At 71.0% G+C, this 22,351-nt stretch carries 16 protein-coding genes; all 16 read left to right on the top strand.

Translation table 11 applies throughout. The annotated features are described in order from the left end of the window. The first annotated feature begins 45 nt into the window (after positions 1-45). The 16 genes from KCQ71_RS20045 (at position 46) to KCQ71_RS19970 (ending at position 21,864) form a co-directional block, all read left to right on the top strand. Complete coding sequence (locus tag KCQ71_RS20045; protein WP_372454066.1) at positions 46-1,911, top strand: ABC transporter ATP-binding protein; 1,866 nt, start codon at positions 46-48, stop codon at positions 1,909-1,911. Next, on the top strand, positions 1,908-3,737 hold the full coding sequence (locus KCQ71_RS20040; protein ID WP_223409275.1) for an ABC transporter ATP-binding protein: 1,830 nt from the start codon (positions 1,908-1,910) through the stop codon (positions 3,735-3,737). The genes KCQ71_RS20045 and KCQ71_RS20040 overlap by 4 nt, the downstream gene beginning before the upstream one ends. A 58-nt stretch (positions 3,738-3,795) precedes the next feature. Further along, positions 3,796-4,860 carry a hypothetical protein gene (locus KCQ71_RS20035; RefSeq protein ID WP_223409273.1) on the top strand — a complete coding sequence of 355 codons (1,065 nt, stop codon included), beginning with the start codon at positions 3,796-3,798 and terminating at the stop codon, positions 4,858-4,860. Next, positions 4,860-5,615 carry a lipoate--protein ligase family protein gene (locus KCQ71_RS20030; protein WP_223409271.1) on the top strand — a complete coding sequence of 252 codons (756 nt, stop codon included), beginning with the start codon at positions 4,860-4,862 and terminating at the stop codon, positions 5,613-5,615. The genes KCQ71_RS20035 and KCQ71_RS20030 overlap by 1 nt, the downstream gene beginning before the upstream one ends. A gap of 71 nt (positions 5,616-5,686) precedes the next feature. Then, positions 5,687-7,543 carry a DUF4185 domain-containing protein gene (locus KCQ71_RS27740; RefSeq protein ID WP_223409269.1) on the top strand — a complete coding sequence of 619 codons (1,857 nt, stop codon included), beginning with the start codon at positions 5,687-5,689 and terminating at the stop codon, positions 7,541-7,543. Continuing rightward, positions 7,540-8,559: a LacI family DNA-binding transcriptional regulator gene (locus KCQ71_RS20020; protein ID WP_223409267.1), complete on the top strand. Its 1,020-nt coding sequence runs from the start codon at positions 7,540-7,542 to the stop codon at positions 8,557-8,559. The genes KCQ71_RS27740 and KCQ71_RS20020 overlap by 4 nt, the downstream gene beginning before the upstream one ends. 36 nt (positions 8,560-8,595) lie before the next feature. Then, a complete protein-coding gene (locus KCQ71_RS20015; RefSeq protein WP_223409265.1) occupies positions 8,596-9,666 on the top strand; it encodes a glycoside hydrolase family 172 protein in 1,071 nt (356 codons plus the stop codon). 369 nt (positions 9,667-10,035) lie between these two features. Further along, positions 10,036-10,680, top strand: coding sequence for a KpsF/GutQ family sugar-phosphate isomerase (locus KCQ71_RS20010; protein WP_223409263.1), 645 nt, complete (start codon positions 10,036-10,038; stop codon positions 10,678-10,680). Further along, complete coding sequence (locus tag KCQ71_RS20005; protein WP_223409261.1) at positions 10,677-11,624, top strand: ribokinase; 948 nt, start codon at positions 10,677-10,679, stop codon at positions 11,622-11,624. The genes KCQ71_RS20010 and KCQ71_RS20005 overlap by 4 nt, the downstream gene beginning before the upstream one ends. Before the next feature lie 38 nt (positions 11,625-11,662). Next, the gene (locus tag KCQ71_RS20000; protein WP_223409258.1) at positions 11,663-12,763 is read left to right on the top strand and encodes a glycoside hydrolase family 172 protein; all 1,101 of its coding nucleotides are present in this window, start codon (positions 11,663-11,665) and stop codon (positions 12,761-12,763) included. An 11-nt stretch (positions 12,764-12,774) separates the two neighbouring features. Then, positions 12,775-13,905: a glycoside hydrolase family 183 protein gene (locus tag KCQ71_RS19995; protein WP_223409256.1), complete on the top strand. Its 1,131-nt coding sequence runs from the start codon at positions 12,775-12,777 to the stop codon at positions 13,903-13,905. Between the two features lie 44 nt (positions 13,906-13,949). Then, positions 13,950-15,296: an ABC transporter substrate-binding protein gene (locus KCQ71_RS19990; RefSeq protein WP_223409254.1), complete on the top strand. Its 1,347-nt coding sequence runs from the start codon at positions 13,950-13,952 to the stop codon at positions 15,294-15,296. A gap of 83 nt (positions 15,297-15,379) precedes the next feature. After that, positions 15,380-16,315 carry a carbohydrate ABC transporter permease gene (locus KCQ71_RS19985; RefSeq protein ID WP_223409252.1) on the top strand — a complete coding sequence of 312 codons (936 nt, stop codon included), beginning with the start codon at positions 15,380-15,382 and terminating at the stop codon, positions 16,313-16,315. Further along, positions 16,315-17,235: a carbohydrate ABC transporter permease gene (locus KCQ71_RS19980; protein ID WP_223409250.1), complete on the top strand. Its 921-nt coding sequence runs from the start codon at positions 16,315-16,317 to the stop codon at positions 17,233-17,235. The genes KCQ71_RS19985 and KCQ71_RS19980 overlap by 1 nt, the downstream gene beginning before the upstream one ends. Positions 17,236-17,255: 20 nt before the next feature. Beyond that, entirely contained in the window at positions 17,256-19,874 is a 2,619-nt protein-coding gene (locus KCQ71_RS19975; RefSeq protein ID WP_223409248.1) for a GH116 family glycosyl-hydrolase, read from the top strand. Positions 19,875-19,968: 94 nt separating this feature from the next. After that, entirely contained in the window at positions 19,969-21,864 is a 1,896-nt protein-coding gene (locus KCQ71_RS19970) for a hypothetical protein (protein WP_223409246.1), read from the top strand. Positions 21,865-22,351: the final 487 nt, after the last annotated feature.

Genomic DNA, 22,351 nt, shown 5'->3' with positions numbered 1-22,351 from the left:
CTCTGCCATGCCGTCACTAAAGGTTCGAACACCCCAGACGCACTCGTGAAGTCCCGCCCAGCGACCTCCTCGGCGGACACGCCGATCGTCGCCACCCTTGCCCGGCTCTACCCGTTCGTCAAGCCGGCCCTACCCCGCCTGATCGCCGGCATGGTCTGCGCCCTCGGTGCCAGCCTCTGCGCGCTCGCGATCCCGCAGGTCCTCGAGTTCGCCGTCAACGGTCCGCTGCTCGGGTCCGTCGACGAAGGTGACACCTCCGGGGTCTGGTTCGCCGTCCTGCTCGTTCTCGGTCTCGGGATCCTCGAGGCCGGCCTGATCGCCGCTCGTCGGGCATTCATCCTGATCCCGGGCACCCGCGTGGAGGCGGGCCTGCGGATGTCACTGTTCCGGCACCTGCAGGACCTGCCGGTCTCGTTCCACGACCAGTGGCCGGGCGGACAGCTGCTGTCCCGGTCCATGAGCGACCTGTCCAGCCTGCGCCGCTGGCTCTCCTTCGGGATCGTGATGCTCGTGGTGAACTCGACCACGATCATCGTCGGGATCGTGCTCATGATCCAGATGTCAGGCCCGCTCGGGATCGCGTACCTGATCGGCGCCCTGCCCGTGGTGATCTTCTCCTACCGGTTCTCACGCAGGTTCCGCCGCATCTCCCGGCAGAGCCAGGACCAGGCCGGCGACCTCGCGACCACCGTCGAGGAGTCCGTGCACGGCATCCGGGTGCTCAAGGCGTTCGGTCGTGGTCGCGAGGCCTACAAGAACTTCTCCACCCAGGCCGACGAGCTGCGCGGCACGGAGCTGCGCAAGGCCCGCGCCCTGTCTGCGTTCTCGTTCGCGATCATGACGATCTCGGAGGTCGTGCTCGGCCTGTGCGTGTTCCTCGGGATCTGGCTCGTCGTTGACGGGCAGATGACCGTCGGCGCCCTGGTCGCGTTCTTCGCCACCGCCGGCGTCGTCAACGGGCCGGTGGAGCGACTCGGTGAGCTCGTGTCCATGACCCTGTACGCCAAGACCGCGGTGGACCGGTACTTCGAGGTCCTCGACAGCGAGAACGCCGTGACCGACCCGGCCGAGCCGGTCCGGGTGACCGCGCCGCGCGGCGAGGTGAGCTTCGACGGCGTGCACTTCCACTACGCGGATGCCCCGCCGATCGACCTCATCCCGGCCGAAACCTCCATACCGAGCGAGGCCCCGCGCGAGGAGGTCCTGTCCGGGGTGGACCTGCACGTCCGCGCCGGCGAGACCATGGCCCTGGTGGGCCTGACCGGATCCGGCAAGACCACCATGGCCGCGCTGGTGCCGCGCCTGTTCGACGTCACCGCGGGTTCGCTGCGGATCGACGGCGTGGACGTGCGCGACATGACCCGCCGGGACCTGCGCACGCTCGTCTCGATCGCGTTCGAGGACGCCACCCTGTTCTCGGCGTCCGTGCGCGAGAACGTGTTGTTCGGGGCGCCACCCGGCCAGGACGACGAGGCGGACCTGGACCGGGCGGTCACGGTCGCGCAGGCCCAGTTCGTCTACGACCTGCCCGACGGCGTCGAGACCCTGATCGGCGAGGAGGGGATGAGCCTGTCCGGCGGTCAGCGGCAGCGTCTCGCGCTCGCGCGGGCCGTCGCCGCCCGCCCGCACGTGCTCGTCCTGGACGACCCGTTGTCCGCCCTCGACGTGACCACCGAGGAGGCCGTCACCGAGCAGCTGCGCGCCGAGCTCGAGCGCACCACCACCCTGATCGTGGCGCACCGTCCCTCGACGGTGGCGCTCGCCGACCGGGTCGCCGTGCTCCAGGACGGCAGGGTGACCGGGGTCGGCACCCACTCCGAGCTGCTCGTCAGCCATGACCACTACCGGTTCGTGATCTCGAGCCTGATCGAGGAAGAGGAGAGCGAGCTCGTGGGGAAGGTGCGCTCATGAGGGGGACCCCGGCGCCCACGTCCGTGCCCATCGGGGTGGCGGACGAGGAGAACAGCGTGCTCGGCCGCGAGCACAGCAAGATCGTCCGACGGCGGTCGCTGCGGTTGCTCGGCTCGACGCTCGCTCCGCTGCGGGGCGTCTTCATCGTCACGGTGGTGCTCGTAGTGGTCGCGCAGGCCACCCGGGTGGCAGGTCCGGCGCTGATCGCGCTCGCCGTCGACACCGCGCTGCCGCAGGCGCAGGCCGGCAACTGGGGTCCGGCCATCTGGATCAGCGGCGGGTACGTGCTTGCCGCGATCGTGGCCGGCGCCACCACGGCGGCGTTCATCCGGCTCGCCGCGCGGGTCAGTCAGACCGTGCTGCTGGACCTGCGTCAGCGGGTGTTCGGGCAGACGCAGCGGCTCAGCCTCGAGTTCCACGAGTCCTACACCTCGGGTCGGATCATCTCGCGGCAGACCTCGGACCTGGAAGCGCTGCGCGAGCTCCTCGACTCCGGCGTGACGTCGCTCGCGTCCGGCTTCCTGTACATGGTGTTCACCGCCATCTCGCTGTTCCTGCTGGACGTCCAGGCGGGCCTGGTGCTCCTCGTCGCGGCGATTCCGGTGTGGCTGATCACCCGCTGGTTCCAGAAGCGCTCCCAGGTGCTCTACCGGATCTCCCGGGTGGCCTCCGCGCGACTGATCGTGAACTTCGTCGAGAACATGACCGGGATCCGAGCCGTGCAGGCGTTCCGCCGCGAGGACGCCAACAACGAGCGCTACGGCGACCTCACCGAGGACTACCGCGCCAACACCGCCCGGACCATGGGCCTGAACGGCATCTACGACCCGGCGCTGCAGCTCACCGGGAACGTCACGGTCGCCGTGGCGCTCGCGATCGGCGGGTTCCGGGTGCTCGACGGTTCGCTCGAGGTGGGTGTGCTGATCGCGACGCTGCTGTACACGAAGCGGTTCTTCCAGCCGGTCCAGCAGATGGCGATGTTCTACAACTCGTTCCAGTCCGCGTCGGCCGCGCTCGAGAAGATCTCCGGGCTGCTCGAGGAGGTCCCGACCGTCCGTCAGACCGCCGAGCCCGTGCCGCTGCCGAACGCCAAGGGCGCCCTGAAGTTCACGGACGTGACCTTCGGGTACGGCGCCGGCAAGGTGGTGCTGCCGGACCTTGACCTGGACATCCCGGCCGGGCAGACCATCGCACTGGTCGGGCAGACCGGTGCCGGCAAGTCGACCGTCGCCAAGCTCGTGGCCAGGTTCTACGACGTGACCGGTGGCTCCCTGACCCTCGACGGCGTCGACCTGCGGGAGCTCTCCTCGAAGGACCTGCGTCGCGCCATCGTGATGGTCACGCAGGAGGCCTACCTGTTCTCCGGCACGGTGCGGGACAACATCGCCCTGGCCAAGCCGGAGGCGACCGATGCGGAGGTCGAGGCTGCCGCCCGCGCGGTCGGTGCACATGACTTCATCCTCGCGCTGCCGGACGGCTACGACACGGACGTGAACAAGCGCGGTGGGCGGGTGTCCGCCGGCCAGCGCCAGCTGATCTCGTTCGCGCGGGCGTTCCTGGCCGATCCGGCCGTGCTCATCCTCGACGAGGCGACCAGCTCCCTGGACATCCCCGGGGAGCGGCTGGTGCAGCGCGGCCTGCAGACGTTGCTCGCCGACCGGACCGCGCTGATCATCGCGCACCGGCTGTCCACGGTCGCGATCGCCGACCGGGTGCTCGTGATGAGCGAGGGCCGTGTCGTCGAGGACGGCACCCCGGAGGAACTGATCGCTGGGGACGGCCGGTTCGCGGCGCTGCACCACGCGTGGGAGGACTCGCTGGTCTGAGGGTCACAGCCCGGAGTGCCGGGGATGCGGCGCGGGCCCAGCCTGACAAGATGGCCGCATGAGCCCACGATCAGCCCGGGACGCGAACCCACCCGAGAACGAGGGTGGGGACGCGGGACGGGCCGCCAAGCCCGGACGCGATGCCACGATCGGAGCGAAGGCCGCCATGCCCGCGTGGTTGCGGTGGCCGACCATCGTGCTCGCGGCCGTGGCCGTGCTGGTGGTGCTGTACCTGATCGGCAGTGCCGTGCTGCCCCTCTGGTGGGCGCAGCTCATCGGCGACCAGGTCGACAGCGTCAGCAGTGCCGGGATCCTGCTCGGCCTGGTGGTCGGCTTCGCGTTCACAGCGGTGCCCATCGCGCTCGGTGTGTGGGCGATCCGGGCGAAATACGCGGTCCGGACCCGGCTGATCATCGGCGGGATCGCGGTCCTGCTCACGGCGCCGAACGTGCTGACCCTGGCGGTGGCGGTCGGCGGGCTGGAGAGCACCCAGGCGGCCCGGATCGAGATGCTTATCGCAGCCGAGCAGTTCCCGATCTGGAGCCTCGTCGGCGTTATCGTCGCCGTGCTGCTCGCAGTGGCGATCTGGTACCTGGTCTGGAACTCGCGGCGCCGCAAGCGCGAGCTCGAGGAACTGCGGGGCAAGGTCGCCTCCGGGCAGATCTCGAAGACAGGGCCGGACGAGGACGCCGTGGCGAATGAGCCGGCCGCGCGGAAGCAGAAGGGCTCGCGGAAGCAGCAGCCCGGAGCGGACGCGGAGGCCGAACGGGATCCGGCCGCCGCGGGAACTCTCGGCGCCGGTACCGCCGGCCGGCTCGATGCGGCAGCGTCGCCGTCCTTCGATGACGGCTCGGCGGGAGCCGCGTCGGCGCCGGAACAGGCCGCAGCTGCGCCGCCGTCGGAACAGGACCCCGCCGCTCCTGCGGACGAGGACCCGACGGCGACGCGGGACACCCCGCGCAGCGCCTCCCGGGCCCGTTCGCTCGAATGGCCTGTGTCGCTCGAGGAGGTCGACGGGCTCGAGTCGGACGCTCCTGGTGAGGGCGGGACGGCCGGTCGCTCCGGTGGCGGGACCGACGCCGGTCCCGGCCCGGCCGGGACGGGCACCGAACCCCCACGATGATGACTGCGGCCGAGGCGCCGCCGGGGGAGTGGGCCGACGCGCCCCTGCCGCGCTGGCGCGAGGAACTCGTCCGGAACGTCCACTCCGGCGACCCGTTCGCGCATGTGCCCGGCTTCCTGCACCTGCTGCACGAGGCGAACGGCCCAGTGCGCCTGCTGCACCTGCGCAGGCCCGGCCGAGTGGTCGCGTTCAGCAGGCGCGACGCGCTGCATCCCGGATACCCGGCCGCCGTCGAGATCGCCCGCGCGGCGGGCTTCCGGCCCGTCCTGCGGCCGGTCGGCGGGGCCTTCGCGCCGCTGCACCCCGGCAGCCTCGTGGTGGAGCAGTACGGCGCCGACGCCCGGACGCGGATCGAGACCCGGGACCGCTTCGCCGCCCATGCCGACGCGCTGGTCGCGGTGTTCGCCGGGCTCGGCATCGACGCCCGGGTGGGACCGGTGCCCGCCGAGTACTGCCCGGGTGAGTTCAGCGTGAACGCCCGCGGGGCCGTCAAGATCAGCGGCACCGCGCAGCGGGTCTCCCGTAGTGCCTGGCAGGTCAGCTCCGTGATCCAGGTCGGCGACACCGCGCCGCTCGCCGAGGTCACGGCTGCGTGCGCGGCCGCTCTCGGCCAGGATGTCGACCCCGCCGTGACCTCTTCGGTGGCCGCCGAGACCAGGGTCTCGGACCTCGCCACCGTGGCGCGCGCCGTGACGGCCACCTTCGTCGGCCGCGGGTTGGTCCCCGCCGACGGCGTGCTCGGACTCGCGGAGTAGGCGGCGGTAGAGCCCGGGGTTGCCAGATGTGGGTAGATTACGCGTAATCGATTACCGGCACTGGAGGCGGCGTGACTCGCTCTGAGGAGTTCACCGGGATACCCGGGGTGGCCCCGCGCACCGACGCGGCCACAGGGCGCAGCGTGCCGTCCCACGGCTCCGGCCGTACGGAGGCCGACGCGCCCGGAACCGCCCGCGCAGGGACCGACGCCCACGGAACCACCCGCCGCGGTGCCGGACGCCCCGACACCCAGCCCCCGCCGTCGGACTTCTTCGCGGTCGCCGCCGTCACCTACGCGGCCACCGTCTCCTCGCCCAGCGACGGGGACCTCTGGCCGAGCGCGTGGGCCGACGACGGTGGCCTGTATGCCGCGTGCGGAGACGGGCTCGGATTCTCCGACGGGCCCTGGTCGGACATCGTCATCAACCGCATCGACGGCGACCCGGCCACCGGCCTGACCGGGCAGCGGCTGGCCTCCGGGCGTGACGTCGCGCCGGTCTGGACCGACCCGGCCCGGTTCAACAGCAAGCCGACCGGCATGGTCGCCGTCGACGGCGACGGTGACGGGCACGACGAGCTCTACCTGGCCGTGCAGGACCTGCGCTGCGGCGCCTCGCCGGACACGTTCAACACGGCGCCCGCGGCCGGCATCGTCTGCTCCCGCGACTACGGCCGCACCTGGACCGCACCTGAGCGTGCCATGTTCACCGACGAGTTCACCACGGTGATGTTCCTCGACTTCGGACAGAGCAACACCGGTGCCGCCGTACTGCGCGACGCCGTCGCCCCGGGCGACCCGGACCCGGCCGGCTACGTGTACGCCTACGGCCTCGACCACAACTGGCGCACCTCCTACTCGAACGTCGTGCCGGACCCGCAGGACCTGTACCTGGCCAGGGTCCCCGCGGCCTCGGTCCTGGACCGCGCCACCTGGGAGTTCTTCACCGGCCTCACGCCCGACGGCGTCCCCTCCTGGTCTCCTCGTCTCACCGATCGCGTCGCCGTCCTCACCGACACCCGTCGGGTCGGCACCGCGGCGCCGGTCCCGATGGCGCCGCCGCCGGTGCCCGGGTCGGTGCTCGCCCAGGGTGGGGTCGTCTACAACCCGGGTCTGGCCCGGTACCTGTACACGTCCTGGACCGAGTACACGTTCGAGTTCTATGAGGCACCCGCACCGTGGGGACCGTGGCGGCCGTTCCTGAGCCACGACTTCGGCCCGTTCCCGTGGGCCGGCCCGCGCTCCGCCGAGCCCCGTCACGGCGGCTACGCCACCACCATCCCGAGCAAGTTCCTCAGCGCGGACGGCCGGGACGTGTGGGTCCAGTCCAACTGGTTCGTGGGCGCCTCGACCTACGGCGGCTCGAGCTACCACTTCTCGTTGCGGCCGCTGCGTCTGGACCCGATGCCGGCGGCGGGCGCTGCGGAGCCGGCGCACTCCGTCGAGACCGCCGACGGCAATCTGGCCGCCGCGCCCGGGACCCGCGCGATCGCCACCGCCTGCCGGAGCGGGCGCCTCGAGGTCCTCAACGACGGCCGCACCGACCGGGCCGAGGACTCCTGGAACGGACTCCGCAAGGACACCGAGTACTGGGGCTACACCTGGCCCGTTCCGGTCCGTTTCGAACGCCTGGAGTTCACCTCCGGCCCGCACGACTACGGGTCGGGCTGGTTCGACGCGCCACCGCAGGTGCAGGTCCGCCGCGGCGCGGACTGGACCGTCGTGCCGGCCACCGTGGACCCGCCCTACCCCGCGGACTGGACGGCCACGGGAAGGAGGACCTACACGTTCACGGTGCCGCCACAGGTCAGCACCGGGGTCCGGTTGGTCGGTCGCGCCGGAGGGTGGGCCGGGTACACGTCGGTGTCCGAACTGGCGGTGTTCGGCGCACCGCCGGGGACCGGCGACGGCGAGAGGATGACACAGTGAGCGGGCAGCAGCGTGCGGCACGGATCACGGACGTCGCCCGGGAAGCCGGGGTATCGACGGCGACCGTGTCCCGGGTCCTGAACGGGCTCGGCACCGTCGACCCGGAGCTGGCCGTGCGGGTCCGCCGGGCCGCCGAGGTCACCCGGTACGTGCCGAACCCGAACGGCCGGGCCCTGCGGCGCCAGCGCGCGGACGTCTGGGCCGCGATCGTCTCCGACGTGCAGAACCCGTTCTTCACGTCCTTGGTGACCGCGGTCGAGCACGTCGCGGTCCGCTCCGGCATCGCGGTGATGCTCTGCAACACCGACGAGCAGCTCGACCGCGAACGCTCCTACCTGGCCACGGCCGTGGCACAGCGGATGGCGGGCGTGGTGGTCTCGGTGACCTCGGAGGCGGAGTCCGACCTGAGTGCGCTGCTGACCGCGCAGGTGCCCACCGTGGTCGTCGACCGGCGGGTCCACGACTTCAGCGGGGACACGATCCTGCTGGACAACGTCGAGGCCGGGCGGCTCGCCACCGAGCACCTGCTCGCGCTCGGCCACCGCGACATCATGTGCCTCGCCGGGCCGTCCGGGGTGAGCACCACCGAGGACCGGCTCCAGGGCGTCCGGATGGCGCTCACCGACGCCGGGCTGAGCCTCGATCCGGCCCGGATGGTGCGGACCGACCTCAAGATCGACGACGCCGAGACGGCCGTGCGGGCGGCGCTCGCGAACCAGCGGAACCACCCGGACGCGATCTTCGCGATGAACGGTCCGCTGACCACCGGCGCCTACCGCGGCGTACAGGCCAGCGGGCTGCGGATGCCGGACGAGATCTCCCTCGTGGGCGTCGACGACGACCGGTGGACCCAGATGGTCAGTCCGGCCGTGACGCTCGTCGCCCAGCCCGTCGACGAGATGGGCACCCGGGCCGCCGAGCGGCTCGTGGCCCGGGCCGAGGACCCAGAGATCGAACCCATCCATCTGCTCCTGCCCCCGCGATTGCAGATCCGCGGCACCACCGCCACCGCCTGACTCGCCCGACCGCTTCCGACACAGATGTGAGACCTCATGTTCAACAACGACCTCGCCGCGCTCCGTGACGTACGGACCCGCTCGATCAGCCCGGAGAACCCCGACGGCGCCAAGGGCGGGGGAGGGCGGGCCACCACGGGCACCGGCGCCGAGGCCGCCCGGGACCTTGGCGTCGGCTGGAAGGTCTCCCCGAGCGTGCGCATCGAGCCCGGGCAGACCTACGACCTGGCCCGGATCCTCGGTGCCGGACGGATCACCCACATCTGGCTGACCACGCACACCGACAACTGGCGCCGGCTGTTGCTGCGGGGCTACTGGGACTCCTCGAGCGAACCCGCGATCGAGGTTCCGGTCGGGGACTTCTTCGGTCAGGGCTGGGGCGCCTTCGCCCAGCTCAGCTCAGCGATGGTCGCGGTGAACCCCCATGGCGGGTTCAACTCCTACTGGCCGATGCCGTTCTCCGACGGCGCCCACCTGACCATCTCCAACCTCGGTCCCGAGCCCGTGGTCGTGTACTTCCAGATCACCTACGAGGAGGGCGGGGACGTGGCCGGCACCGGCCGGCTGCACGCGCAGTGGCGGCGCAGCAACCCGCTGCCGGACGCGACCACCCACGTGCTGCTCGACGGCGTCCGTGGCCGCGGCCAGTACGTCGGCACGTATCTCGCCTGGGGTGTGAACTCGACCGGGTGGTGGGGCGAGGGCGAGATCAAGTTCTACCTGGACGGGGACGCCTCGGCGGCCGACCGGTACCCGACCATCGCCGGCACCGGCACCGAGGACTACTTCGGAGGTGCGTGGAACTTCGACGTGCCCGGCCAGGGCTACACGGAGTTCACGACGCCGTACCTGGGCCTGCACCAGGTGCTGCGTCCCGACGGGCTGTACGCCTCCCAGCAGCGGTTCGGCATGTACCGCTGGCACGTGCCGGACCCGATCCACTTCGAGACCGACCTCACCGTGGACATCCAGGCCCTCGGCTGGCGCAGCGGCGGCCGCTACCTCCCGCTGCACGACGACATCGCCTCGACCGCGTTCTTCTACCTGGACGCGCCGAACACGACCCGGCCGCCCGTCCCGGACGCGGATCGGCTCGAGATCCTCTGACGGGTCGGGCCACGGTCGGGCCCGGCCAGGGCCCGGCCCGGCCGGCCCGGCCCGGCCACGGCCAGCCAGGTCACGGTTCGGCCCGTCGAACGCGGGATTGTTGGCTCCTGACCGCCCGCAGAAGCCAACAACCTCGCGTTCGCCGGGGCGTGAGGGTGGGCGGAGGGCGTGACGGCGGGCGGAGGGCGTGACGGCGGGCGGCGGCACGTGACAGCGGCGGGGACGTGCCTGGTCCGGGCGGCCCGTCGCAACCCGTCGGTCGTAGGCCGTTGACATCCGCGCGTGCCGCACCTACTCTCAAGTAATCGATTTCCAGTAATCGATTACCAGCACGTAACGCTCATGCACCGACGCACTGAGAGGGGCACCGTGGCCACCCTTGCGGACGCGATCTCCGCCGCCCATGCCGCCATGCTCGTCGAGTCCCGCTCGATCGCCCGCACCGCGGACCGGGTCCAGCCCGCCCTGGCGGAGGCGATCACCCTGATCCGTGCCTCCAGCGGTCGGGTCCTGGTCTCCGGGCTGGGCAAGTCCGGCCACATCGCCCACAAGATCGCGGCCACGCTCGCCAGCACCGGCACCCCGGCGCAGTTCGTCCACGCCGGCGAGGCCCTGCACGGCGACTCCGGCGCGGCCACCGCGGCGGACGTCGCGATCCTGATCTCGAACTCCGGTGAGACGGCCGAGGTGTGCCAGTTCGCGCACATGCTCACCGGATGGGATGTGCCGATCATCGCGATGACCCGCAACCCGGACTCGCCGCTGGCCTTCTTCGCCCGCGTGGTGCTGGACATCTCCGTGGACGGCGAGGCCGATCCCCTCGGGCTCGCCCCGACGGCGTCGACGGCGTCGACGCTCGCGGTGGGCGACGCCCTCGCCATCGCGCTGATGACGCTCTCCGGCTTCACCCCGGCGCAGTTCGCCGAACGGCACCCGGGCGGGGCGCTCGGCCACCAGCTGCTCGGGGCCGCGCCGCGGCAGGTGTCCTCCGCACCGCGGCAGGTGACCCCATGAACGCCGGTCCGCTGATGGGCCGCGGCGGTGTCTGCGTGCTCGCCTCCTTCATGTACGACCTGGTCGCCACCGCCCCGCGCCGGCCCGGCCCGGGTGAGACCCTGATCGGCTCGCACTTCGCCACCTTCGTGGGCGGCAAGGGCTTCAACCAGGCGGTCGCCGCGGCCCGGGTCGGGGCCGCCACCACGGTGATCGGCCGCCTCGGCGAGGACCTCTTCGGCACGGAGTTCCGCGAGTTCCTCGCGGGCGAGGGGATCGGGGCCGTGGACCTGCGCACCGATCCCGAGCACGGCACCGGGGTGGGCCTGCCCGTGCTGGACCCGGCCGGCCAGAACTCGATCATCGTGATCCCACGGGCGAACCTGGCCGTCACGGTCGCCGACGTCGAGGCCGCGCGCGACCGGATCGAGTCCGCGGCGGTGCTGCTGCTCCAGCTCGAACTGCCCATGGACGCCACCGTGCACGCGGCCCGGATCGCCCGGGCCGCCGGTGTACGCGTCCTGCTCAACCCCGCACCCGCCGCGACGGTGCCCACGGACCTCATGGACGCCGTCGACGTGCTCATCCCCAACGAGGGCGAACTACGCCAGCTCACCGGCGCCGGCCCGGACGAACCGGTCCTCGACGTGGCCCGGCGGGCCGCGGCGGGCCGGACCCACGCCCTGATCGTCACCCTGGGACCGGACGGCGCGCTCGTGCTCGAGCCGGGCCGTCCGGAGGTGCACGTGCCCGGGCACCGGGTCGACGTGGTGGACACGATCGGCGCCGGGGACGCCTTCTGCGGCAGCCTCGGCGCCCGCCTGGCGGCCGGTGACGCACTCACCGAGGCGGTGGCGTTCGCGAACGCTGCGGCCGCCGTCGCCGTGACCCGGCGTGGCGGCGCGCCGGCCGCGCCGACCCGGGCCGAGGTGCTCGAACTCGCCGGCGCGCCGGTAGGGACCTGAGCGAGACGGACATGACCGCGGAGATGGAGAGGATCGAGATGGCAACAGCGCTGGGGGGCTACGGCCCGCACGGCAGCAGCCTGCGGGACCTGCCGCGGCTTCGCACGCACCGGCGCCTGCGCGCGTCCAGCTGGGACCGGTCCGGGGGCAACGAGGACCGACTCACGCTGCACCCCGGCGAGACCGTGGAGCTCGCCGACCTGCGCGGCGCCGGGTCGATCAACCACATCTGGATGACCGTGGCGCCTCGGGATGCGCCGACGCCGGACAGCGCCGACCGGGACTTCCTGCGCAAGCTGGTGCTCGCCGTCTACTGGGACGACTCGCCGCACCCGTCGGTGCTCGTGCCGCTCGGGGACTTCTTCGGGGTGGGGCACGGGCGCACCGTGAACTACGCGTCGGCGCCGCTGCAGATGAGCCCGCAGGACGGCAAGGCGCTGAACTCGTTCTTCCATATGCCGTTCGCGACCCGGGCCCGGTTCGAGATCATCAGCGAGTGCACCGAAGAGGTGCTCTGGTTCTACTACTACATCGACTACGACTCCTTCGACGCCCTCGAGGACGGCCTCGGCCGGTTCCACGCGTCCTGGAACCGGGAGAACCCGACGACCGGCCTGGACGAGAGGGCCGCGGCGGGCCTCACGAACTCCCAGCTGCTGTTCGAGGGCCCGAACCTGACCGGGGACGGCAACTACACGATCCTGGAGACCGCCGGCCGCGGGCACTACGTCGGCTGCGTCCTGAACGTGACGAACCTGCGCCATACCGCCGAGTGGAACTGGTACGGCGAGGGCGACGACATGATCTTCGTCGACGGCGAGGCGTGGCCACCGAGCCTGCACGGCACCGGCACCGAGGACTACTTCAACACCGCCTGGTGCCCGTCGGAGAGCTACAGCGCGCCGTACCACGGCATCACGCTGCCCGGCGGTGAGAACTGGTCCGGGCAGGTCTCGACCTACCGGTTCCACATCGAGGACCCGGTGCCGTTCACCACGTCGATCCGGGTCACCATCGAGCACGGTCATGCGAACCGCCGCAGCGATGACCTCTCCTCCACCGCCTACTGGTACCAGGAGACCCCGGCCGAGCACCTGAGGCTCGCGCCGGTGGGCCAGCGGCTGCCGAGACTGGGATGAGGCGGGCGACGATGGCGACGATCTCGGCGACGGCCGCCACGGCGGCGCTGGTCGCGTGCGGCTCGACCGGAGGAGGACCCGACGTGAACACCGACCCCGACCGCCCGTTCGTGCTCGACGGCGTCGCGAACGTCACCCGGATCGCCCAGCTCACCGGGCCGGACAGCACCCTCAACGACACCGCTACGGTGGCCGTGGCCGGCACCGACCTCGGCTCGATGTTCAACGTCGGCGACACGACCTACCTCGTGTTCGGGGACACGTTCGGCACCCGCGAAAGCGACGCCGTCGGGGGTCAGGGCGGCAACTGGCGCTCGAACGCGGTGGCCTACACCACCGACGACGACCCGACCGACGGCCTGGAGTTCGACGGCTGGCTGCTCGACGACATCGGGCTCGCCCTCGAGGTGGTGCCCGGCGAGCACGACGGCAACGACGCCGGGGGAGAGGTGACGAAGATCCCCACCCACGGCTTCGCCGTCGGGGAGACGCTCTACCTGCAGTACATGTCGGTGCGGCACTGGGGCGACCCGGGCCAGTGGGACGCCAACCACGCGGGCCTGGCCCGCAGCACCGACGGCGGCGCAAGCTGGGAGACGCTGCCAGCCCCCCAGTGGCCCGGCGACTCGAACTTCGTCCAGGTCTCGGTGGCCGAGGTGACCGAGGACGGGGAGGACTTCCTGTACTTCTGGTCCATCCCGTCCGGTCGGTTCGGCGGGGTACAGCTGATGAAGGTCCCGGCCAGCACCGAGGCCGTCGAGGACCTGGGCGCGTACCGGTACTTCGCCGGCACCGACGATGACGGGAAGCCGGTCTGGTCGGAGTCGATGGCGGACGCGCAGACCGTCCTCGACGGAACCATCGGTGAACTCTCCGTCGTCTACAGCCCCACCCTGGAACGGTGGCTGATGACCTACTCCACGGACGGGGATGCGGTGCTCGCCGAGGGCATCACCCCCTGGGGTCCGTGGAGCGAGCCGCACGTACTCACCACCCAGGCGGAGACGCCGGGGCTGTACAGCCCGTACCTGAATCCCCGCTACGTCAGCGATGACGGCCTCACGATCTACTTCACGCTCTCGATCTGGGGTCCCTACAACGTGTTCTGGTACAGCGCCGAGCTCGTGCCAGCGCCCGCGTGAAACCAACCGAGGCTCCACGGGAGCCGATCATCAAGGAGGATGAGATGCGTTCGACACGCAGATTGACCGGCGGCCTCGGTGTCGTGGCCGCCACCGCTCTGGTGCTTGCGGCCTGCAGCGGAACGCCCGACGGCGGGACTGACGGTTCCGCTGGTGGCGAGGAGGTTCCCGAGGGGGTCACCGAGGTGACGTTCTGGCAACAGTCGTTCACCGACGAGGAGAACGAGTGGTACGAATCCGTCGTGGACTCCTACAACGAGTCCCAGGACGAGGTGCACGTGACCCTCACCGCGGTGCCCGGCGATGCCTGGGAGCAGCGGATGACGGCCGCGCAGGCCGCCGGGAACGCCCCGGACATCCGCACCATGAACTACGGCGGGGTCCGCAACGCCGCGCTCACCAGCCAGATCACCCCGCTCTCGGACCTGATCAGCGCCGAGGCCTGGGACGACCTGCAGGAGAACGTGCGCGGCTCGGTCACGGTCGACGGCGAGGAGTACGCCTACCCGATGCTCGTGGAGCCGTCCGCGATCCTCTGGTACCGCACCGACCTGTTCGAGGCGGCCGGGATCGACGGGCCGCCGACCACCTGGGACGAACTGGTCGCGGACGCGGAACTGCTCACGAACGACGAGGTGTTCGGGATGCGGCTGGCCCAGAACGCGCCGGACCTGTCCTGGTCCACCTGGGGCTACCAGTGGAACGTGGCCGGCCACCTGCCGATCAGTGACGACTGGTCCGAGGGTATGGCCACCGAGGACTACGCACCGCTGCTGCAGGCGTTCCAGGACCTGTTCGCGAGCGGGGCGCTGCCGCCGGCGGACGGCGTGGGCTACCCGGACGCGTCCACGTTCGGTGACGGGCAGTACGCCATGATGGCGAACGGCTCCTGGGCGGCCAGCCAGCTGCTCAACGACTACCCCGACCTGGTCCCGAACGTGGCGGTCGCCCCGATGCCCTCCTTCGACGGGCAGAGCGGCCAGACCACGGCGACCCTCGGCGGCTGGACCTGGGCCGTCGACGGCAACACCGAGGTGGCCGAGGAGGCTGCCGCCTTCATCGAGTGGGCGCTCGGCGGTGACACCGAGAACGTGGTCCCGTTCTTCGAGGCCACCCAGTTCTCCAAGGTCTCGCCGCGGGTGTCCGTGGCCGAGGCGATCAGCGCGCTTCCGGACGTGGACAGCGTGAACCCGTGGAACGCGGTCATCCAGGAGGAGATCGTGCCGTTCGCGCAGCCGGAGCCGGGCTACCCCTGGAACGTCAGCCTGGCGATGGGGGAGGCCATCGAGGCCGCCATGCAGGGCACCCCGGTGTCCGAGGCCCTGGCCGCGGCGAACGACAAGATCAACACCGAGATCGCGAACTCCCAACTGGCCGGTACGGGGAGCTGACGCAGGAAGGGTGGGTGGGGCCGGTGCGGCCCACCCACCCGGCCTCGGACTCCTCCGACCCGTGACTCTTCGAAGGTGATGAGATGACGACAATCCAGGCGCAGGCGCCACCGGCACAGGGCCGGGCGCGCCGCCGCCCCAAGCCGGCCCACCGCGACAACCGGATCGCGTTCCTGATGCTGGCCCCGGCACTGGTCCTGCTCGGGATCTTCGTGCTGTGGCCGCTCGTCTACGCGTGGTACGTGAGTTTCTTCAACTGGAGCTTCTACACGGAGTCGGTGTTCGTCGGGCTCCGCAACTTCCGCCTGGTGCTCGCCGACCCCGTGTTCTGGGCGTCGATCGGCCGGGGCCTGCGGTTCTCGGTGATCGTGGTCCCGGCGATCCTGATCCTCGCGTTCGTGTTCGCGAACCTCGTCAAGACGATGGGGCAGAGGATGGGGACGCTGCTCAAGGTGAGCATCTACATCCCGACGGTGATCTCGGGTGTGATCGCCTCGATCGTGTTCGTGCTCATCTACGAGTACCGGCAGGGGCTGCTCAACTGGCTCATCAGTCTGGTCGGGTTCGAGAACCAGCCGTGGCTGGGCAGTGCGAGCACGGCCCTGCTCGCGCTGACCGCGCCCGCGATCTGGCTCGGCCTCGGGCTCGCGTCGCTGATCATGCTCGCCGGGCTCCTGGACATCCCGGAGAGCTACTACGAGTCGGCCGAGCTGGATGGGGCGAACTGGTGGCAGCGGACCGTGTTCATCACGATCCCGCTGATGCGCAACATCGGCCTGTACCTGCTCGTCACCTGCTTCGTGGCCACGATCCAGCAGTACGAGCTGCCGCTGATCATGACCTCGGGCGGCCCGGTGCAGTCCACCCTGCTGCCGAACCTGCACATCTTCCTACGCTTCACCAACGACGACACCGTCGGCTACTCGATCGCCGCGGCACTGCTGCTGTTCCTGGTGCTGGGCGGCCTGTCCGCGGTGATCTTCAGGGTGATCAACTCCGAGAAGGCGGTGGATGCCTGATGGCTGCGTCCGCACCGATCATCGTCACTGAACCCGACCCTGCCCTGTCGGCCGGGGCACGCGATGCCGTGCACCGGCGCCGGCGGTCTGCTCGCGCCGGCGGCCGGGGCTGGGCCGTGCTGCGGTACGTGTACGCGGCTGTCATCTTCCTCGCCGCGCTGTTCCCGCTGGCCTGGATGGCGATCTCCGGCTTCAAGGCCCGCAACGAGGTGGTCAGCTCCCCGTTCCAGTTCTTCCCGGACGTCTGGCAACCGCAGAACTACGTCGACATCGCGTCCGACCCGCAGTTCCTGCGGGCGGTCGGGGTGTCCTTCGGCGGGGCGCTGCTGTTCGCGGCGCTGAGCCTTGCCGTGAACTCGATGGCCGCGTACGCGTTCGCGCGGCTGGAGTTCGCGTTCAAACGGACCATCTGGGTGGTCGTCCTGATGACCATGTTCATCCCGGGCATGGCGATCCTGCTCACCTCCTACATCGTGGTGACCCGGATGGGGCTGCTGAACACGCTCGCGGTCCTGGTGGTCCCGGGCGCGGCCGCGGCGGTGCACATCTTCTTCATCCGGCAGTTCTACCTGGGCATCCCGACGTCGATCGAGGAGGCGGCCCTCATCGACGGCGCGGACCGGTGGCGGATCTTCACGGCGATCTTCCTGCCGATGTCCAAGCCGGTGTTCGTGGTGGTCGGGATCACCTCGTTCCTGGCATTCTGGAACGCGTACGTGTGGCCGATCATGACGATCACCGAACCGGACTCCGCGCTGACCCAGATCCAGCAGTACCTGGCCACGTTCCGGTCGGAGCGACGCGTCGAGTACGGGCTGCTGCTGGCCGGGTCCACCCTGGCCGCGACGCCGGTGATCGTGCTGTTCCTGATCTTCCAGCGCTACATCATCAGCGGCATCCGGATCTCCGGGATCAAGTGACCCCACGACGAACGGCACCGATGACTGACTCCCGCCCGACCACGGAGGCGACCTCCGCCGTCGCCCGCTCCATCGACCACACGCAGGGCCGGCACGTGGCGATGCCGCTCGGCGGCATCGGCACCGGGAACCTCGCGATCGGCGCCGACGGCGGCCTGCGGCAGTGGCAGCTGCACAACATCGGCAACCACCGTGGCGACCTGCCGTACTCCTTCTTCGCCGTCCGGATCGCACAGTGGGAGCCGCCGTTCAACGCGGTGCGCGTGCTCCAGGCGCCGCCGGCGGACCCGGCCACCACGCGGACCCCGATGGTCAGCGACGACGAGGTGCCGCAGTGGCAGCGGGACCTGCTCGCCGAGGTCGACGGCGTCCAGGGCACGACCTTCACCGGCACCTACCCGTTCGGTCGGGTCGACTACCACGACGAGGAGCTCCCGGTCCGGATCAGCCTCGAGGCGTTCACCCCGATGGTGCCGCTGGACCTCGAGCGCAGCAGCCTGCCGACGGCGATGTTCACCTTCACGATCACGAACACCGACGTCACGCCGGTGCACGGGTGGCTGGGCGGGGCGGTGCAGAACGCCGTCGGCTCCGACGGGACGCTGGCGCCCGACGGCGTCCGGGCGCCCGGGTACGGGGGCAACACCAACCGGATCCGGCGCCGGGACGGATGGACCGACCTGATCTTGGAGAACCACACGCTTGCTCCCGAGGACCCGGGCGCCGGGCAGATGGTGCTCACCGCGGACGCCCCGTACACCTCGGCGCTGCCCCAGTGGACCCACCCGCGGCAGTTCCTGGACTTCCTGCGGGCGCGGCACCCGTTCGGGGCGCAGGACTGGGCGCACCTGCCGCCGACGATCGCGGACCCGCAGCCGAGCGGCAGCTGGGCCGCCTCCGGTGCCAGCCCCGAGGGCAGCACCTGGAACGGTGGCCTGGCCGCCCAGTTCTCCGTCGAACCGGGCGAGAGCGTCACCGTGCGGTTCGCGCTGACCTGGCACTTCCCGAACCGGTACATGAACTTCGTCCAGTTCGGCGGGATCCGACCCGAGTGGGGGCCGACCCGGTTCTGGCTCGGCAACCACTACACGACCGTGCACCCCGACGCGGAGGCGGTCGCCACGCGGGTCCGCAGCGACTGGGCGGAGCTGGAGGCCGACTCCCGGGCGTGGACCACGATGCTGCGCGGGACGGCACTGGCGAGCGACGCCGTCGAGCATCTCGCGGCGCAGGCCGCGATCGTGCGCAGTCCGACGTTCTTCCGGACGGCGGACGGGCATTTCTTCGGGTTCGAGGGGGTGCAGGGCGCCTCGACCACGATGTGGGGCGGCGCGGTCGGCGGCTCCTGCCCGCTGAACTGCACCCACGTGTACAACTACGCCCAGGGGATCGCGCGGCTGTTCCCGCAGATCGAGAGGGACATGCGCGAGTGCGAGTTCGACGTGATGCAGGCACCGGAGGGTTTCATCCCGCACCGTGTGATCTCGCCGACGTATCTGCCGCAGCTGTGGGACCGGGTGATCGGCGGGCCGGAGGAGCCGGCGTTGGACGGGATGCTCGGCACGGTGCTGAAGACGTACCGGGAGGTGCGCGGCGGCGCGGGGCAGGAGTGGCTGGAGCGGTACTGGCCGAATGTGGAGCGGCTGGTCGAGTACGTGGCGGCGAAGTGGGACGCCGGCGGGACCGGGATGCTGCACGGGATCCAGCCGTCCACCCATGATATCGACCTGGCCGGGCTCAACCCGTTCATGGGAACGCTGTGGCTCGCGGCGCTGCGGGCGGGGGAGGAGTTGGCGCGGCTCGTCGGCCGCGAGGACGTGGCGCGGCGGTGGCGTGGGTGGTTCGAGCGGGGCAGCGCCGCCTACGACGAGGCCCTGTTCACCGGCGAGTACTACGTGCAGGTGCTCGAGGACGGCGACCCGCGGGAGTTCCAGTGGGAGTCCGGGTGCCTCAGCGACCAGCTGATCGGGCAGTGGTGGGCTCACCTGCTGGGCCTCGGGCACATCCTGCCGGCCGAGCACGTGCGCACGGCGCTGCGGTCGGTGGTGCGCCACAACCTGCGCACCGGCTTCACCGACTTCGTCAACGGGTACCGCGTGTTCGCCGACGGCGACGAGACCGGGCTCCTGATGTGCACCTGGCCCAGCGGTGGGCGGCCCGAAGTGCCGACCCGGTACTGCGACGAGGTGTGGACGGGCTCCGAGGGGCAGCTCGCGGCCCACTTGATCATGGAGGGCCTCACCACTGAGGCGGACGCCGTGCTGCGTGGGCTGCGCGGCCGATACGACGGGCGCCGCCGGAACCCGTACAACCAGGTGGAGTGCGGTGACCACTACGTGCGCGCGCTCTCCGGTTGGAGCGTGCTGGACGCCGTCACCGGGCACCGCTGGGACGCGACCAGCGGCACGCTCGCGTTGGACGTGCCGCCGGTCGGTGGTGGCTGGCCGGTGCTGACCGACGGGGGCTGGGGTGAGCTACGTGAGTACGACGGCGGGTACGAGTTGCGTTGTCTGGGCGGAGAGCTCGTCGTGGAAACCTTGGTGCTCGGCGGCGATCGGATCGACGCCGGGTTGCGACTGGGGGCCGGGCAGGTCCGGCGGATGGGCGGATCCGGCGGGTCCGGGCAGGTAGCCGGGTAGGAGGTCCCGCCGGACGCTCAGATCCATTGCGTACAGTGGTGCTGCCCCGCGTTCCGGGGCTGTCAGTGGGTCGAGATCTGGGTGGGGAGATCCCTTGCGTCATCGTTCGCGCGCGTTGTTCGCCGTTGTGGCGGCTGCGCTTCTGGTCGTGGCCGGCTGCGACGGGAACGTGAACCTCGATCCCGATCCGTCCGATCCGACGACGTCTCAGGGACCGCGGCCCGCCGCTGTCACGCAGGCTCCGGCCGAACCGACGACGCTGTTCGCGTCCAGCGACGCGAGTGAGCTGGCCATGATGGCGAGCCAGACGTTCTTCGAGTCCGCCCAGGTCGTCGTGGTCGCGCCGGCGGCCGATGTGCACGCCAGCGCCCGGGCGGCTTCCATCGCCGCGGCGCTCGGTGCGCCCGTGCTGCTCACCGGCGTGGATGACCTCGGCGTGGAGCAGGAATGGATCCGCCTGGGGGTCGGCACCGTGGTGACCGTCGGCGGGGTCGTCCTCGAGTCGATCGACATCACCGGACTGAACATCCAGCCCGCACCGGGCGACGTGGGCGACCTCGGCGAGCTGCTCGGCCTCGATCTCACCGAGGCGGAGGTGCCGGCTGCAGGTGGCGAGGTCGCCGCACTGGCGGCGCTCGCGACCGACCAGGTGTTTCCGGAGGTCGCTGCGGACGATCCGACCGAGGCTCCCGCGACCACGGATCCGGCTGCGACCGACCCTGCTGACGGTGCGGCGGAGCCCAGCGAATCGGAAGCTGGTGAGGAGGTCGCGAGCGACGCGAGCTCGGCGGCCGATGCGGGCGACGCGGCCGATGCGGGCGACGCCGGCTCGACCGACGGAGCCGACTCGACCGAGCCCGCTGAACCCACCGACTCCGGCGACCCGGCCGATCCCGACCCGAGCGACGCCGTCGACCCGGATCAGGCGCCGGATGCGGTCGGCGAGATGCCGGAGTTCGAGCCCACCGAGCGGCTCGAGGGCGTCGTCGCGCTCGCGGACGGTGACCCGGTCCAGGCGGCCGCGGTGGGCACGGTGCGCGCCGCCGGCGGCACGGTGCTTGCGATCCCGGGCGACCCGCGGGCCTCGGCGGAGGCGATGGCTGCGCTCGCCTCGGCGACGTCCGTCGTGGGCATCGGAACCACCTACGGTGACCTGACCCAGTTCACCTGGCAGAGCGAGACCGCAGCGACCGGGACGGAGTTGCCCGGTGGTGGGCAGCTCGTGTTCTCCGGCAAGCGGTACGTCGCCCTGTACGGGAGTCCGCACACCGCATCTCTCGGTCTGCTCGGTGAGCAGGACACACCCGCGACCGTTCAACGGGCCGCCGATGTCGCGGCCACGTACCAACCGCTCACCACAGACACCGTGGTGCCGGCGCTCGAGATCATCGTCACCGTCGCGTCCGGTAGTGCCGGGGATGACGGGAACTACTCGAACGAGTGGGCCGCCGACGGCTTCGTGCCGTTGATCGAGGCCGCCCAGGCCGCCGGCCAGTACGTGGTGCTGGACTTCCAGCCCGGCCGGACCAGCTTCCTCGACCAGATCCAGCAGTACGAGTCGCTGTTGCAGTACCCGAACGTGGGCATCGCGCTCGACCCGGAGTGGCGCCTCGGTGCCGACCAGGTGCACCTGCGCCAGATCGGGCGCGTCGGAATCGACGAGGTCAACTCGGTGGTGAACTACCTCGCCGACTTCGTCCAGACGAACCGGCTGCCGCAGAAGTTGATCGTGCTGCACCAGTTCAGCCTCTCGATGATCGAGGGCCGCGAGAACCTCGACACGACCCGCTCCGAGGTGTCCCTGCTCATCCACGCCGACGGACAGGGCACCCAGGCCGCGAAGGCCGGAACCTGGGCCGCACTCCACGTGAACGCCCCGGCAGGGGTCTACTGGGGCTGGAAGAACTTCATCGACGAGGATCACCCGATGCTGACCCCGGCCGAGACCTACGCGGTGACCCCGACGCCGGACTTCGTGAGCTACCAATAGGCGCCTGCGGCGTGTGCGGGCACCCGCGGGGGCGCCGGTGCCTCTGCAGGGTCCTGCCCAGCACTACGCCGTCGGCGCGCTGGTGAGAGTCCCAGCAGCCGCGGATGCCGGGACCCACGCCGACCTTGACGCCCGTGGCCGTCCGGACTCATCAGCCGAGGCGACGAGACCGCGGTCGCGCCACGACCGATCCGGAGCCTGTCGCGCGCCCGCTCATCAGAGCGCGCGCCGAAGGCGCCTCCCGTCATCGGTAGCGTCGGGGACGGCCGGCCACCGGACGGCGACCTCGATCGGGAGAAGCAGATGGACACGAAACAGTGGGATCGTCGGAGCGTCCTTCGCCTCGGAGCAGTGAGTGGGCTAGTGCCGCGTGTCGTTAGTTCTTGAACGCTTTGGTTCTTGAAATGATGGGGGCATGGCGAATCGTCCTGCCCCGGCCTTGGAGTTGCGTGATGGTGACCGGGAGAAGTTGGAGTCCTGGCTGCGG

Origin of the sequence: Occultella gossypii (genome assembly GCF_019947135.1) — a bacterium.
GTDB lineage: Bacteria > Actinomycetota > Actinomycetes > Actinomycetales > Beutenbergiaceae > Occultella > Occultella gossypii.
This window is presented reverse-complemented; position numbering and strand designations above follow the sequence as displayed.

Coding starts and splice junctions, on each gene's coding strand:
- KCQ71_RS20040 (WP_223409275.1), top strand. CDS start 1,908: ATGAGGGGGACCCCGGCGCCCACGTCCGTGCCCATCGGGGTGGCGGAC.
- KCQ71_RS20035 (WP_223409273.1), top strand. CDS start 3,796: ATGAGCCCACGATCAGCCCGGGACGCGAACCCACCCGAGAACGAGGGT.
- KCQ71_RS20030 (WP_223409271.1), top strand. CDS start 4,860: ATGACTGCGGCCGAGGCGCCGCCGGGGGAGTGGGCCGACGCGCCCCTG.
- KCQ71_RS20015 (WP_223409265.1), top strand. CDS start 8,596: ATGTTCAACAACGACCTCGCCGCGCTCCGTGACGTACGGACCCGCTCG.
- KCQ71_RS20005 (WP_223409261.1), top strand. CDS start 10,677: ATGAACGCCGGTCCGCTGATGGGCCGCGGCGGTGTCTGCGTGCTCGCC.
- KCQ71_RS20000 (WP_223409258.1), top strand. CDS start 11,663: ATGGCAACAGCGCTGGGGGGCTACGGCCCGCACGGCAGCAGCCTGCGG.
- KCQ71_RS19995 (WP_223409256.1), top strand. CDS start 12,775: ATGGCGACGATCTCGGCGACGGCCGCCACGGCGGCGCTGGTCGCGTGC.
- KCQ71_RS19990 (WP_223409254.1), top strand. CDS start 13,950: ATGCGTTCGACACGCAGATTGACCGGCGGCCTCGGTGTCGTGGCCGCC.
- KCQ71_RS19985 (WP_223409252.1), top strand. CDS start 15,380: ATGACGACAATCCAGGCGCAGGCGCCACCGGCACAGGGCCGGGCGCGC.
- KCQ71_RS19980 (WP_223409250.1), top strand. CDS start 16,315: ATGGCTGCGTCCGCACCGATCATCGTCACTGAACCCGACCCTGCCCTG.
- KCQ71_RS19975 (WP_223409248.1), top strand. CDS start 17,256: ATGACTGACTCCCGCCCGACCACGGAGGCGACCTCCGCCGTCGCCCGC.